Consider the following 14,529-nt stretch of genomic DNA (forward strand, 5'->3'; position numbering starts at 1 on the left):
TGGGCGCGGACGTGCGCGAGGTGCGCACGTCCGCGCAACTCGCCGAGGTGGGCGGGCTCGTGATCCCCGGCGGCGAGTCGAGCGTCATGGACAAGCTGAGCCGCCTGTTCGGGCTGCGCGATCCCCTCCGTGAGCGGATCGCGAGCGGCATGCCCGTCTACGGCACGTGCGCCGGGCTCATCATGCTCGCCGATCGCCTGCACGACGCGATCGAGGGTCAGTTGTCGTTCGGCGGACTCGATGTCGCCGTGCGTCGCAACGCCTTCGGCACCCAGCTCGACTCGTTCGAGACCGACCTCGCCGTGCCCGTGCTCGGCGATCCGCCCGTGCATGCCGTGTTCATCCGCGCTCCCGCGGTCGACGAGGTCGGTGCGGGAGTCGAGGTGCTCGCGACGCTCGACGACGGGCGCGTCGTCGCAGTCGAGCAGGGACGCCTGATGGGTACCTCCTTCCACCCGGAGGTTGCGGGGGAGACGCGCTTTCACGCGCGGTTCCTCGATCACGTCGCCGCGGCCTCCTAAGCGCCGTACCTGTCACGATGGGGGCATGAGCCTCTACTCGGACTACCCGGCCGCCCGGACACGGCAGGTCATCGCCGACATCGTCGGACTCGTGGTCGTGATCGTCGTCGTGAGCACTGCGGCTGCGGTTACCGCAACGATCCGCGCCCTCGGTGCCTTCGGACGCGACCTCGAGCAGGCCGGCCTCGACTTCGAGACGGGGCTCAGCGACGCCGCCGAGACCCTCGGCGACGTGCCGCTCATCGGCGACGGCATCCGCGGCCCTTTCGATGCGGCGGCGGGCGCGGGCGCCTCCGTTGCTGAGGCCGGCCGTGCGCAGCAGGCCTTCGTCGAGGCGGTCGCGCTCGGTGTCGGCCTGTCGGTCGCGGTCGTGCCGCTGGTGCTGCTCGCCCTCGTCTGGGTGCTTCCCCGCGTGCGGTTCGCCCTGCGCTCCAGCCGGCTACGGTCGATGATCGCGCGCGGCATGACCGCCGACACGCTCGCCGCACGGGCCGTGGCCCGGGCGCCGCTGCACGAGCTGGCGGCCGTGCATCCCGACCCCGCCGCGGTGTGGCGCGCGAACGATCCCGCCGCGATCCGTGCCCTCGCCGGGCTCGAACTGCGCCGCGCCGGAATCCGGGCAGACGCCCTGCCCTAAACTGACACTGATCTTCAGACTCGCAAGGAGCCCCATGTCCGGCCATTCCAAGTGGGCGACGACGAAGCACAAGAAGGCCGTCATCGATGCGCGCCGTGCCAAGTCGTTCGCCAAGCTCATCAAGAACATCGAGGTCGCCGCCAAGATCGGCGGCGCCGATCTGAGCGGCAACCCCACCCTCGTCGACGCCGTGCAGAAGGCCAAGAAGACGTCGGTGCCGAACGACAACATCGATCGCGCGATCAAGCGCGGCGCGGGGCTCACCGGCGAATCGGTCGACTACCAGACCATCATGTACGAGGGCTACGGCCCGGGCGGCCTCGCGCTGCTCATCGAGTGCCTGACCGACAACAAGAACCGCGCCGCGGCCGAGGTGCGCACCGCGATGTCGCGCAACGGCGGCACGATGGCCGACCCCGGCAGCGTCGCCTACAACTTCAGCCGCAAGGGCGTCATCTCCATCACGAAGACCGCGGGCGTGACCGAGGACGACATCCTCCTCGCCGTGCTCGACGCGGGTGCCGAGGAGGTCATCGACCAGGGCGGCGGCTTCGAGGTCATCACCGACCCCTCGCACCTCGTCGCCGCGCGCACCGCGCTGCAGGAGGCTGGCATCGAGTACGACTCGGCCGAGGCCGAGTTCGTCGCGAACCTGCAGATCGAGGCGGACGCTGAGACGGCACGCAAGCTATTCAAGCTCGTCGACGCGATGGACGACCTCGATGACGTGCAGAACGTCTTCACCAACGTCTCGCTGAGCGCCGAGGTGCGCGCCGAGCTCGACGACGACGACGAGTAGCCGCGTGCTGCGGGTGCTCGGCGTCGACCCCGGTCTGACCCGCTGCGGGGTCGGCATCGTCGACATCGAGCCGAACCGACGGGCCACGCTCGTCGCAGTCACGGTGATCCAGACCGAGCCGGAGCTGCCGCTCGAGCAGCGCTTGCTCGCGATCGGCGAGCAGCTTCGCACCCTGCTCGATGAGCATGCGCCCGACGCCGTCGCCCTGGAGCGCGTCTTCGCCCAGCACAACGTGCGCACGGTCATGGGCACGGCTCAAGCCAGCGGAGTCGTGCTGCACGCCGCAGCGGCCCGCGGGCTCGCGGTGACGCTGCACACCCCGACGGAGGTCAAGGCCGCCGTCACCGGGCACGGCGGCGCCGACAAGAAGCAGGTGACGGCGATGGTGCAGCGCATCCTGCGATTGGATGCCCCTCCGCGGCCCGCCGACGCGGCCGACGCCCTCGCGCTCGCGATCTGCCACGGCTGGCGCGGCGCTGCGAGCCCCGCGGCACGGGTCGCGCGGGACTCGAGCACCGGCGCCGGCCCGCTCACGCCCGCGCAAGAGGCGTGGCGCACGGCGGAGAAGGCGGTGCGCGCCCGTAGGCTCGACGGGTGATCGCCAGCCTGCGGGGAACCCTCATCGCCCTCGCGGGATCGCGCGCGGTCATCGACGTGTCGGGCGTCGGGTACGCCGTCGCCCTGACCGAGCGGCATGCTCGCGAGCTGCGCGTGAACGACACCGTGCGGCTGCACACCGCCCTCGTCGTGCGCGAGGACGACATGAGCCTCTCCGGCTTCGCCGACGTGGTCGAGCTCGGGATCTTCGAGCTGCGGCGCACGGTCTCGGGCGTCGGCCCGAACTCGGCCCTCGGCGTGCTCGGCGAGATGCCGCCCGACGCGATCGCGCGCGCGATCGCCGCCGACGATGATGCGCCGTTCCGCGCCGTCACGGGCATCGGTCCGAAGACCGCGAAGCTCATCGTTGTGACGCTCGCCGGCAAGCTCGTCGCCCCGGCGGGCCCCGCGCCGGTCGACGCGCCGACCGCTCCGGGTGCGGTGACCGCATCGCTCGCCGCGGCGCTCACGGGGCTCGGCTGGCCCGAGCGCACCGCCCTCGAGGCGGCGGCGCAGGTCGTCGAGGCCGACCCCGACGCCGCGACGACCGGGCTCGCGGTTCTGCTGCGGCGCGCGCTGAGCATCCTCGGGCCCGCCCGCGGCCGGTCCGACGCCGCCGGAGGCGGCTCATGACCGACGACGTGCTGCGCCCGACTCCCGAGTCGGACGCCGAGCTCGCGTTCGAGGGCGCGCTGCGCCCGCAGAGCCTCGCCGAGTTCGTCGGCCAGCAGAAGGTGCGGCGGCAGCTGCAGCTGCTCCTCGAGGCAGCGGGGCTGCAGAACCGCACGCCCGATCACATCCTGCTCGCCGGCCCTCCCGGGCTCGGCAAGACGACCCTGGCCATGATCGTCGCGCACGAGGGTCGGCGTCCGCTGCGCATGACGAGCGGGCCGGCGATCCAGCATGCGGGCGATCTCGCCGCGGTGCTCTCCTCGCTCGTTCCGGGCGAGGTGCTGTTCATCGACGAGATCCACCGCATGGCGCGATCGGCGGAGGAGATGCTCTACCTCGCGATGGAGGACTTCCGCGTCGACATCATGGTCGGCAAAGGCGCGGGTGCCACGAGCATCCCCCTCGAACTGGCACCGTTCACGCTCGTCGGTGCGACGACGCGCTCCGGCCTGCTGCCGAACCCGCTGCGCGATCGTTTCGGGTTCACCGCGCACCTCGAGTTCTACGAGCCGGAGGAGCTGCACCAGGTGCTCGTGCGCGCCGCGCGCCTGCTGACGCTGGCCATCGACGAGGATGCCCTGGCCGAGATCGCGCGCCGCTCGCGCGGCACGCCCCGCATCGCCAACCGGCTGCTGCGCCGAGTGCGCGACTACGCGCTCGTGCACGGCGGCGCCGCCGATCGCAGCGCGGTGCGGGCCGCCCTCGAGCTCTACGACGTCGATGAGCAGGGGCTCGACCGCCTCGACCGGGCTGTGCTCGCCGCGATCGTCGAGCGATTCGATGGCGGCCCGGTCGGGCTCTCGACGCTCGCGGTCTCGGTGGGGGAGGAGGCCGAGACGATCGAGGCGGTCGTCGAACCGTTCCTCGTGCGCACGGGCCTGCTCTCCCGCACCCCCCGCGGTCGCGTCGCGACGGCCCGCGCGTGGGCCCACCTCGGCCACCCGCCGCGGGTGACCGGGGCCGATGACCTATAGTTGTCGCTGGCCCTCGGCGGAGCATCCGCTCGCCGACCGGTGCTGCTCCCAGCGCCACGCCGCAGATCTTCCTGAACTGCTGCTCTCCTGAAAGGCAATCCCCTCATGGATCCGTTGACCATCGTCATGCTGGGCGTGCTCGCCCTGCTGATCTTCTTCATGTTCCGCAACTCGCGCAAGCGCAAGCAGGAGCTCGAGACCCTCCAGGAGAAGATGGTTCCGGGTGCTGAGGTCATGACCAACTTCGGTCTGTTCGGCACGCTCGTGAGCATCGACGACGATGCGAACGTCGCTGTCATCGAGACCAGCCCGGGCAGCACGGTGCGCGTGCACCGTCAGACGCTCGCGCGCGTGATCGAGGACGAGGTCATCGACGAGGTCGCCGAGGCGGAGATGGTCGCGGAGGGCGCCCCGGTCGTGACCGAGCCGAGCGTCAACGAGTCGAGCGTCGACGCGCCGGCCGAGAAGCCCAAGCGCACTCGCAAGACCGAGAGCTAGACCCGACCGCTCCCCGCGCGCAGCGCGCCGCTCTGCGGCGCGCCCGCCTTCCCCGGCAGAAATGAGTACCTGAGGTGGCCAGATCTACCACCGAGCGCAAGGCCATTCGTTCCCTCGTCTGGTTGCTCGTCATCATCATCGCCCTCATCGCGGCGAATGGTGCGAGCGTGCTGTTCAACAACGGCCAGTGGACTCCGAAGCTCGCCCTCGACCTCGAGGGCGGCACGCAGATCACCCTGAGCCCCCAGCTCGCGAGCGGCGAGGCGGTGACGGCTGAGCAGCTCGAGCGGGCGGTGGCGATCATCCGTCAGCGTGTCGACGCCAGTGGTGTCAGCGAGGCCGAGATCAACACGCAGGGCAACCAGAACATCGTCGTGTCGATCCCGGGCGAGCCCGACGATGCGACGCGCGAGCGCATCTCGAGCTCGGCCAAGCTCGAGTTCCGGCCGGTGCTCCTCGCCGACCTGCCGTCGGCCGACACGATCGATGAACCGGGTGCCGACGGCGACGGTACCGATCCCTCGGCTTCTCCCTCCGCTGACCCGGGGGCGGCGCCGAGCGACGCTCCCAGCGCCGAGCCGACGCCGAGCGTCGCGCCGACCGACGCGAGCGATCTGGCGTGGATCACGCCGGAGATCCAGGAGCGGTTCGACACGTTCGACTGCGCGACCGTCAACGCGGTCGGCGCGAACGTGGCCCCGACCGACGAGCCGCTGATCACCTGCGAGCAGGACGGCTCGATCAAGTACATCCTCGGCCCCGTCGAAGTGGAAGGCGAGCGCATCTCCGACGCTCGGGCTGGGCTCATCGCGTCGTCCACCGGCGTCACGACGAACGAGTGGGGCGTCTTCATCGAGTTCGACGGTGAGGGAACCACACAGTTCCGCGCGGTCACGGAACGGCTCGTGACCTTCACCGATGTGCGCAACCAGTTCGCCATCGTGCTCGACGGCAGCGTGATCAGCGCTCCGCGGACCAACGTCGCGATCACCGACGGGCGGCCGCAGATCAGCGGCAACTTCACCGAAGAGAGCGCCCTGACGCTCGCCGACCAGCTGAAGTTCGGCGCCCTGCCCATCGGCTTCCAGATCCAGTCGAGCGAGAACATCAGCGCCACGCTCGGTGTCTCGCAGCTGCAGAGCGGCATCATCGCCGGCATCGTCGGCCTGATCCTGGTGGCCCTCTACGCCTTCTTCCAGTACCGCGCGCTCGGCGGCGTCGTGCTCGCCTCCCTCATCGTCGCGGGCATCGTCACGTACTTGATCATCACCTACCTCTCGAACCAGCAGGGCTTCCGCCTCTCGCTGGCTGGCGTCGCCGGACTCGTGATCTCGATCGGTGTCATCGCCGACTCCTTCATCGTGTACTTCGAGCGCATCCGCGACGAGCTGCGCGACGGACGCAGCGTCGACGGTGCCGTCGAGGCGGGCTGGAAGCGCGCCTGGCGCACGATCCTCATCAGCGACGTCATCAACTTCCTCGCCGCCGCCGTGCTCTTCGTGCTCGCAGTCGGCAACGTGCGCGGCTTCGCCTTCACGCTCGGCATCACGACGATCGTCGACCTCATCGTGGTCGCGCTGTTCACGCACCCGCTCATGCAGCTGCTGGCACGCACGAAGTTCTTCGGCAGCGGGCACCCCCTCAGCGGGCTCGACCCGCAGGCCCTCGGCGCCGTCTACCGCGGTCGCGCGCAGTTCCGCGCCCCGGTGGGCGTCACGAGCACCAAGGTCGCGAGCAGCAGCCGCGAGGCGCAGAAGAGGCAGACCATCGCCGAGCGGAAGGCCGCCGAGTCGAGCGGCGAAGGGAAGGGTTCGCGATGAGCAAGCTCACGCAGTTCGGCAACGACCTCTACACCGGCCAGCGATCGTTCGACTTCGTCGGGCGCCGCAACACCTGGTACCTCATCGCCGCTGTCTTCGTCATTCTGGCGATCGGATTCACGGCGCTGCGGGGCGGTTTCGTCTTCGGCATCGAATTCCGCGGCGGCTCCGAGTTCCGGGTGCAGAGCACCTCGGTCGTCGAGCAGGGCACCGCGGCCGCGACGGCGATCGCCGACGAGGCTGTCGCGTCCGTCGTGCCGGGGGCCAGCCCGCGCGTCTCGATCGTCGGCGGAGACTCGGTACGCGTGCAGACCGAGCAGCTCACCCCTGCGCAGACGGAGGAGGTTCGGGCAGCCCTCTCCGAGGCCTACGGCGTCGCCGAATCCGACGTCAGCTCCTCGTTCATCGGAGCGACCTGGGGCGCTGACATCACTCGCCAGGCGATCATCGCTCTCGTGGTGTTCCTGGTCCTCGCGAGTCTCGTGCTCGCCGTCTACTTCCGGACGTGGAAGATGTCGCTCGCCGCGATCATCGCGCTCTTCCACGACCTCATCATCACCGCCGGCGTCTACGGCGTGTTCGGACTCGAGATCACACCTGCCGCGGTGATCGGCTTCCTCACGATCCTCGGCTACTCGCTCTACGACACCGTCGTGGTGTTCGACAAGGTGCGCGAGAACACGAGCGAGGACGGCGGGGAGTCTCGGCGCACGTTCGCCCAGTCGGTCAATCTGGCGGTCAACCAGACGCTCGTGCGGTCGATCAACACGTCGATCGTGGCGGTGCTGCCGACGGCCTCGATCCTCTTCATCGGATCGATCCTGCTCGGCGCGGGCACGCTGCGCGACATCGCGCTCGCCCTCACGGTCGGCACGATCGTCGGCACGTACTCGTCGATCTTCCTGGCCGCCCCGCTGTACGTCCACCTCCGTCAGAACGAGCCCGAGGTGAAGAAGCAGGGCACGCGTCCGCGCGTCGTGCGCGCCGAGTCGGGCGCGGTGCGCTGAGTCCGGTGCGGCCCCTGCGGTCGGCCGCCTCTCTGCTCGTCGCCGTACACTGGAGACGGAGGGCGGGCGGATGACCGAGACGACGCAGCAGAGCACCGCATCGTTGCGCGCGCTCCTGCCGCGCATCTTCTCGCGGTCGCAGTCGGGCGGCGCCCTCGAGAAGCTGATCCGCACGGTGCGGGCGCAGCATCCCAAGGCCGACATCGGTCTCATCGAGCGTGCCTACCAGGTCGCGGAGCGTGCGCACGAGGGGCAGACGCGCAAGAGCGGCGAGCCCTACATCACCCACCCGCTCGCGGTCGCGCAGATCCTGGCCGATCTGGGCATCGGCGCGAAGACCATCGCCGCGGCGCTCCTGCACGACACCGTCGAAGACACCGGCTACAGCCTCGACGAGCTGCGGCGCGACTTCGGTGACGAGATCGCGATGCTCGTCGACGGCGTCACCAAGCTCGACAAGCTGAAGTACGGCGACAGCGCCCAGTCCGAGACCGTGCGCAAGATGATCGTCGCGATGTCGAAAGACATCAGGGTGCTCATCGTCAAGCTCGCCGACCGGCTGCACAACGCGCGCACCTGGGGCTTCGTCGAGAGCGCGTCAGCGCAGCGCAAGGCGCAGGAGACGCTCGACATCTACGCTCCGCTCGCGCACCGGCTGGGCATCCAGACCATCAAGTGGGAGCTGGAGGACCTGTCGTTCGCGGTGCTCCAGCCCAAGATCTACGTCGAGATCGAGAGCCTCGTGCGCAACCGCACGCCCGAGCGCGAGGCCTTCGTGCAGCAGGTGATCGATGCGGTGAAGGACGACCTCCGGCAGGCCAAGATTAAGGCCGATGTGAAGGGCCGACCGAAGCAGTACTACTCGATCTACCAGAAGATGGTGCACCGCGGTCGCGACTTCGACGAGATCTACGACCTGACCGGCGTGCGGATCCTGGTCAACTCGATCCGCGACTGCTATGCCGTGCTCGGCGCGGTTCACGCCCGCTGGAATCCGATGCCGGGTCGCTTCAAGGACTACATCGCCACGCCGAAGTTCAACCTCTACCAGTCGTTGCACACGACCGTGTTCGGGCCCGGCGGCCGACCGGTCGAACTGCAGATCCGCACGCACGAGATGCACCAGCGCGCGGAGTTCGGCGTCGCCGCGCACTGGAAGTACAAGGAGCGAATGGCGGGTGCGAGCCGCGGTGAGGCGGGAACCGAGCGCTCGGACACCGACATGGCCTGGCTCGCCCATATCTCCGACTGGCAGGCGGAGACGAGTGACCCCACCGAGTTCCTCGACAACCTCCGGTACGAGATCGGAGCGAAGGAGGTCTACGTCTTCACGCCCCAGGGCAAGGTCATCGGCCTGCCGGCGGGCGCCACGCCGGTCGACTTCGCCTACGCCGTGCACACCGAGGTCGGCCACCGCACCATGGGTGCGAAGGTCAATGGTCGCCTCGTGCCGCTCGAGACCGTGCTCAACAGCGGCGACTCGGTCGAGGTCTTCACCTCGAAGAACCCCGATGCCGGGCCCAGTCAAGACTGGCTGAACTTCGTCACGAGCACCCGGGCGCGCTCGAAGATCCGCCAGTGGTTCACCAAGGAGCGTCGCGACGAGGCCGTCGAACAGGGGAAGGACGCGATCGCCCGGGCGATGCGCAAGCAGAACCTGCCCCTGCAGCGCCTCATGTCGCAGGACGCCGTGGCGCACGTCGCCTCGCAGCTGCGCTACGAGACCGTCGAGTCGCTCTACGCAGCCGTCGGCGAAGGGCACGTCTCGACGCAATCGGTGATCGAGAAGATCCTCGCCGCGCTGCACGTGGAGGCCGAGAGCGACGACGAGCCGTTCAGCGTGCCGACGCGCGGCCGCACCCCCGTACGCACGAGCGACTCGGGTGTGCTCGTGCGCGGGGCGCCCGACATCCTCGTCAAGCTCGCGAAGTGCTGCACGCCGGTTCCGGGCGACGCCATCGTCGGCTTCGTCACGCGCGGCCAGGGGGTCAGCGTGCACCGCGGCGACTGCAGCAACGTCGCCTCGCTGCTCACCGAGCCCGACCGCATGATCGAGGTCGAGTGGGCGCCGACCGCCAAGAGCGTGTTCCTCGTCCAGATCCAGGTCGAGGCTCTCGACCGCAGCGGCCTGCTGAGCGACGTCACGCGGGTGCTCTCCGAGCACCACGTCAACATCCTGTCAGCGAGCGTCAGCACGTCGAAGGATCGTCTGGCGCTCAGTCGGTTCGTGTTCGAGATGGGTGACGTGACCCACCTCGATCGTGTGCTCAACGCGGTGCGCCGCATCGACGCCGTCTACGACGTCTACCGCGTCAGCAACGGCTGATCCGCCGTCTCCTCGGCTCCTGCCTGCTCGAACGCCGCGGCGAGCCGTTCTCGCGCGGGGCGCACGAACGACAGGCTCCGTCTCCGCGCGAGTGCCGAGTCCACCGCCTCTCGGGTGAAGGCGTGGCACCGGATGCCCCTGGCGAGCAGGCTCACGACGTCGGCGCCCTCATCGTGGCGGGCGAGGTCGAGCAGGGTGCGCAGCGGTGTCGTGACGGCGACGGCTCCCAGCATCCGCCGCTCGTCGTCGTCGATCACGACTTCGCGCGCGCGCAGCCGTCGGCGATCGGGCGAGGGGATGCGCGCCGTGATCGCGACGCACGTCATGAGGGCGGCGGGCGCCGGACCCCAGCCCCACACCCACGCCGCGGTTCGATCGGCGATGACGACCCGGTCGTCGAGCAGAGAGGGTGCGAGGGATGCCGCGCGGGCGGCGGCGGTGATGGGCGCATCGATCGGAGCGAAGCCCTCACCGATCGCGACCAGCTCACCGTCGAGCACGGCCGCGCGCAGTTCGCTCGCGCTCAAGCGGGCGGACGGCAGGACGATGAGCGGGGCCGGGGTCATGCGGGGGAGTGTGCCCGCTCGTCGGCTCCGCCGGCGTTCTTCTCGCCAGCCTGTGGAGAACCCGCGTCAGCGGTCGACGGCACTCAGCCAGGCGCGACGAGCCTCAAGGGCCTCGGTGACCTCCGCGATCCGCCGGGCATCCTTCGCCGCGGTCGCCGCGGCGAGATCCGCCTCGAGCCCGGTGATGGCGCGCTCGAGCTGCGCGGCCAGACCTTCCGATCGTGCCTTCTTCTCGGGATCGGAACGGTTCCAGTGCTCCTCTTCGAGCTTCTTCACGGCCTGCTCGATCTGGCGCATGCGGTCTTCCACGACCTTGACCTGATCGCGCGGCACCTTGCCCGCGGCATCCCACTTGCGCTGGATGTTCGAGAGGGTCGCGCGGGCCTGCACGCGGTCGGTCGCCGTCAGGAGCGGCGCCGCTTCGTCGAGCAGCGCGAGCTTCACGGCCAGGTTGCCCGCGAACTCCTCGTTCTCGCGAGCGTCGACCTCCGCCTTCGCGGCGTACAGTGCGTCGCCAGCGGCCTTGAACTGGGCCCACAGCGCATCGTCGACCTTCTTGCCGGCCCGACCGGCGAGCTTCCACTCGTCGAGGAGGCGGCGATAGGACGGGATCGCGGCGGTGCCCTGGGCAGCGAGGGCCACGGCCTGGTCGATGAGCGCCTGCTTGCGGGCGCGCACCTCCTTGTGCTCCGAATCGAGACCGGCGAAGAAGGCCCGTCGGTGCGATTCGACGGTCGTCCGGGCGGCGCGGAACCTCTTCCACAGGTCGTCGCCCTGCTTCTTGGGCAGGCGCGGACCGTTCGTCTGGTGATCCTTCCAGCGTGCGAAGAGTGCATCGAGCTCGCTCGACACCTGCTTCCACTGAACCGACTGCGGGTCTTTCGCGGCGAGGGCTTCGGCGGCCTCGACGATCGCGGTGCGCTCGGCGACCGCGGCCTCGGTCGCGGCGGCGGCCTCCGCCTTCTGCTCTTCGGTGAGCTTCTCGACGGTCGCCGTCAGCGCGCCCACCCGGGAGCGCAGCGCGTCGAGATCGCCGACCGCGGCCGGCGATTCGAGGGCGGAGGTCAGCGTCGCGACCGTCTTCGCGACATCGGTCGCCGGAGCGCCGGCCCGTGCCCGCTGCTCGAGCAGACGCACCTGGCCCTCGAGCTCGACGTACTTGCGGGTGAAGTAGGCGAGCGCCTCCTCCGGTGTGCCGTCGGGGTACTGCCCGACCGCGCGCTCGACGCCGCCGTCGGTGACGTACACGGTGCCGGTCTCGTCGACCCGGCCCCAGGGGCTCTTCTCGTTCGCTGACACGTCTGCTTCAACCTCATTCGAGTGCGCACGCGCGCGGCAGGGGCCGCGCGGTTTTTCAGCATATGGCACGGTCGGCGGCGAGGACCGGGCGGTGCCGCCGCCGCCGCTGATCGCTATTGGATCGTGATGCCCGTGATGATCGTCGGTACGGCGGGCGGGCCGTCGGTGCCGCCACCCTCGACACCCGCAGCGACCACGTCGGCGAGCAGGGCATCCAGGCCGCTCGTGATGCGCCCCATCACGGTGTACCCGCCTGCGGCGTCCGCCGGGATCGTGGAGTCGTCGTAGACGATGAAGAACTGGCTGCCCATGCTCGCGCCGTCGCCGCCCTGGCGGGCCATCGCGATGACCCCGGTCGTGTAGACGTCGTCGAGCGGCGGGTTCTCGATCGGGCCGAAGCGGTACTCCGGGCCGCCGGTGCCATCGCCGTTGGGGTCGCCGCACTGCAGCACGAAGATGCCCTCGGTCGTCAGACGGTGGCAGGTGAGCCCGTCGTAGAAGCCGCTCTGCACGAGGCTCACGAACGATGCGACCGCCTGCGGCGCTGCGAGCCCGTCGAGCTCGTAGCCGAGCTCGAGACCGTCGTTGATGGTCATCGCCCCGGTCCAGGTGCGGAACTCGCTGAGGGCGGGCTCCGGCGCGGCCGTGGCCGGCTCGCTGGGCTCGGGGCTCGCGCTCGCGACGGGCTCGGGAGTGCCCGGACCGGCGGTGAAGTAGACGATCTGCGCCGTGGCCGCGAGCGCGCCCACCACGACGATCGCGAGCACCGCGATGAGGTTGTCGCGCTTCCGGCGCGCGATCTTGGTCTCGTGCACGGTCTGCCGTGCCTGATAGCGGCGCAGGCGATCCTGCGACTCCCGGTTGCTGGCCGATGCGGCTGCCACTGCTCCTCCATCCGGCGCCGGGCGCCGTCTGTGCGGCCCGCGCCGCAGTGAACTCTAGTCGAGGGCCCGTCGCCGTCGCTCGCGGCCCGGGGCGGGTCGGAACCGACCGTTAGCCTGGGGGCATGGATGCTCAGCCGGGCCTCGGCTCCGCCGCGGTTCCCCTCGCCGTGCGCATGCGGCCGACGCGCCTCGACGAGGTGGCGGGCCAGCGGCACCTGCTGCGCGCCGGATCCCCTCTCGTCAGTCTGGCGAGCGACGATCCCGGCCGGGCGCCGAGCGCCGTCTCGGTCATCCTCTGGGGGCCGCCCGGCACGGGCAAGACGACGCTGGCTCAGGCCATCGCGCGGTCGAGCGGCCGCCGTTTCGTCGAGCTCTCGGCCGTCACGGCCGGAGTGAAAGACGTGCGCGAGGTGATGGAGCGCGCCCTCGCCGACCGCGACCTGTACGGCACGTCGACCGTTCTGTTCCTCGACGAGATCCACCGCTTCACGAAGGCGCAGCAGGACGCCCTGCTGCCGGGCGTCGAGAACGGCTGGGTGATCCTCATCGCCGCGACGACGGAGAACCCCTCGTTCTCGGTGATCGCGCCGCTCCTGAGCCGCAGCCTGCTGCTGACGCTCGAGACCCTGAGCGACGACGATCTCGGGGTGCTCGTCGATCGCGCCGTCGTCGACCCGCGCGGGCTCGCGGGGGCGGTCGAGCTCGAGCCGGCCGCTCGCGACGCGATCGTGCGGCTCGCCTCGGGCGACGCGCGACGGGCGCTCACCGCGCTCGAGGCGGCCGCGCAGTCGGCCGCGGCAGGCGGGGAGACGCCCGCCGAGCATCCCGTGATCACGGCGGAGATCGTCGCCGCGGCGGTCGATCGCGCACTGCTGCGCTACGACAAGCAGGGCGACGAGCACTACGACGTGATCAGCGCGTTCATCAAGTCGATCCGGGGGAGCGACCCCGACGCGGCCCTGCACTACCTCGCCCGCATGATCGAGGCGGGGGAGGACGTGCGGTTCATCGCCCGTCGCGTGATCATCTCGGCGGCGGAGGACATCGGCATGGCCGACCCGCAGGCGCTGCCGATCGCCGTCGCGGCCGCCCAGGCGGTGCAGCTGATCGGCATGCCCGAGGGGCGCATCCCGCTGGCGGAGGCGGTCGTCTACCTCGCGACGGCGCCGAAGTCGAACGCGGCATACGTCGGCATCGATGCCGCGATCGCCGACGTGCGCGCGGGTCGGCTCGGCCGCGTGCCGAAACCGTTGCGCGACGCCCACTATCCCGGCGCGAAGCGGCTCGGCCATGGGAAGGGGTACGTGTACCCGCACGACGAGCCGGTCGGGGTCGCCGAGCAGCAGTATCTGCCCGATCCGCTCGTGGGCACCGAGTACTACCGCCCGACCGAGCGCGGGCACGAGCGCGAGGTCGCCGCGCGCCTGGCCAAGCTGCGGGCCATCACGCGGGGCGGCACCGACTGACGAGGGTGGGCGCCCGCTCTGGTAGGCTTGCTCGGCCCGTCAGATATGGGCACACCCTCCCTCGTAGCTTCCCCCGGAACGCCTCGGCGTGCGTCCGGACCGGACGGAGCGGTGTACGCCCGTGAGCCGCTGAGATTCTCGGCCACGCCCAGGGAAGGAAACCGTGTCTACCAAGTCACGTACTCGCAGCAAGACCCGTCTCTCTCGCGCACTCGGCATCGCCCTCACCCCGAAGGCGGCCAAGTACCTCGAGAAGCGCCCCTACGCTCCCGGTGAGCACGGCCGCACCAAGCGCAAGGCCGACAGCGACTACGCCGTGCGTCTGCGCGAGAAGCAGCGTCTCCGTGCCCAGTACGGCATCCGTGAGGCCCAGCTCAAGATCGCGTTCAACGAGGCCCGTCGCTCGGCCGGCCTGACGGGTGAGAACCTCGTCGAGCTGCTCGAGATGCGTCTCGACGCGCTC

The 14,529-nt window shown here is 70.3% G+C and carries 14 protein-coding genes and 1 pseudogene; 12 read left to right on the forward strand and 3 right to left on the reverse strand.

Annotation, left to right across the window (positions count from 1 at the left end):
* From pdxT to ACTIE9_RS13065, 10 genes are all read left to right on the forward strand, one after another.
* On the forward strand, nt 1–521 hold a 521-nt coding region (gene pdxT, locus ACTIE9_RS13020; protein ID WP_439565993.1), incomplete at its 5' end, for a pyridoxal 5'-phosphate synthase glutaminase subunit PdxT.
* Nucleotides 522–546: 25 nt separating this feature from the next.
* Nucleotides 547–1,158: a hypothetical protein gene (locus ACTIE9_RS13025; protein WP_439565994.1), complete on the forward strand. Its 612-nt coding sequence runs from the start codon at nt 547–549 to the stop codon at nt 1,156–1,158.
* Between the two features lie 34 nt (nt 1,159–1,192).
* Nucleotides 1,193–1,957 (forward strand): YebC/PmpR family DNA-binding transcriptional regulator, encoded by a 765-nt coding sequence (locus tag ACTIE9_RS13030; RefSeq protein WP_439565995.1) that lies wholly within the window; start codon nt 1,193–1,195, stop codon nt 1,955–1,957.
* Nucleotides 1,958–1,961: 4 nt separating this feature from the next.
* Complete coding sequence (gene ruvC / locus ACTIE9_RS13035; RefSeq protein ID WP_439565996.1) at nt 1,962–2,555, forward strand: crossover junction endodeoxyribonuclease RuvC; 594 nt, start codon at nt 1,962–1,964, stop codon at nt 2,553–2,555.
* Nucleotides 2,552–3,187 (forward strand): Holliday junction branch migration protein RuvA, encoded by a 636-nt coding sequence (gene ruvA, locus ACTIE9_RS13040; protein ID WP_439565997.1) that lies wholly within the window; start codon nt 2,552–2,554, stop codon nt 3,185–3,187. The genes ruvC and ruvA overlap by 4 nt, the downstream gene beginning before the upstream one ends.
* Entirely contained in the window at nt 3,184–4,200 is a 1,017-nt protein-coding gene (gene ruvB / locus ACTIE9_RS13045; protein WP_439565998.1) for a Holliday junction branch migration DNA helicase RuvB, read from the forward strand. Before ruvA ends, ruvB begins: the two co-directional genes overlap by 4 nt.
* 105 nt (nt 4,201–4,305) lie before the next feature.
* Nucleotides 4,306–4,698: a preprotein translocase subunit YajC gene (yajC, locus tag ACTIE9_RS13050; RefSeq protein ID WP_439565999.1), complete on the forward strand. Its 393-nt coding sequence runs from the start codon at nt 4,306–4,308 to the stop codon at nt 4,696–4,698.
* A 74-nt stretch (nt 4,699–4,772) separates the two neighbouring features.
* Complete coding sequence (gene secD / locus ACTIE9_RS13055) at nt 4,773–6,518, forward strand: protein translocase subunit SecD (RefSeq protein ID WP_439566000.1); 1,746 nt, start codon at nt 4,773–4,775, stop codon at nt 6,516–6,518.
* A complete protein-coding gene (gene secF, locus ACTIE9_RS13060; protein ID WP_439566001.1) occupies nt 6,515–7,525 on the forward strand; it encodes a protein translocase subunit SecF in 1,011 nt (336 codons plus the stop codon). Before secD ends, secF begins: the two co-directional genes overlap by 4 nt.
* Nucleotides 7,526–7,595: 70 nt before the next feature.
* The gene (locus tag ACTIE9_RS13065; RefSeq protein ID WP_439566002.1) at nt 7,596–9,851 is read left to right on the forward strand and encodes a RelA/SpoT family protein; all 2,256 of its coding nucleotides are present in this window, start codon (nt 7,596–7,598) and stop codon (nt 9,849–9,851) included.
* Here ACTIE9_RS13065 and ACTIE9_RS13070 read toward each other — a convergent pair.
* From ACTIE9_RS13070 to ACTIE9_RS13080, 3 genes are all read right to left on the reverse strand, one after another.
* Nucleotides 9,830–10,417, reverse strand: a complete 588-nt coding sequence (locus tag ACTIE9_RS13070) for a hypothetical protein (RefSeq protein WP_439566003.1) — start codon at nt 10,415–10,417, stop codon at nt 9,830–9,832. The two genes, ACTIE9_RS13065 and ACTIE9_RS13070, sit on opposite strands and share 22 nt — an antisense overlap.
* Before the next feature lie 66 nt (nt 10,418–10,483).
* Nucleotides 10,484–11,716, reverse strand: coding sequence for a DUF349 domain-containing protein (locus ACTIE9_RS13075; RefSeq protein ID WP_439566004.1), 1,233 nt, complete (start codon nt 11,714–11,716; stop codon nt 10,484–10,486).
* A 113-nt stretch (nt 11,717–11,829) separates the two neighbouring features.
* Nucleotides 11,830–12,600 carry a peptidylprolyl isomerase gene (locus ACTIE9_RS13080; protein ID WP_439566005.1) on the reverse strand — a complete coding sequence of 257 codons (771 nt, stop codon included), beginning with the start codon at nt 12,598–12,600 and terminating at the stop codon, nt 11,830–11,832.
* A gap of 122 nt (nt 12,601–12,722) precedes the next feature.
* Between ACTIE9_RS13080 and ACTIE9_RS13085 the strand changes: the two genes are divergently transcribed.
* A complete protein-coding gene (locus ACTIE9_RS13085; protein ID WP_439566006.1) occupies nt 12,723–14,066 on the forward strand; it encodes a replication-associated recombination protein A in 1,344 nt (447 codons plus the stop codon).
* Between the two features lie 163 nt (nt 14,067–14,229).
* Nucleotides 14,230–14,529, forward strand: a pseudogene (locus tag ACTIE9_RS13090) (30S ribosomal protein S4); the annotation flags it as partial.

The sequence above is a fragment of the Microcella sp. genome (assembly GCF_051860105.1).
Lineage (GTDB): Bacteria > Actinomycetota > Actinomycetes > Actinomycetales > Microbacteriaceae > Microcella.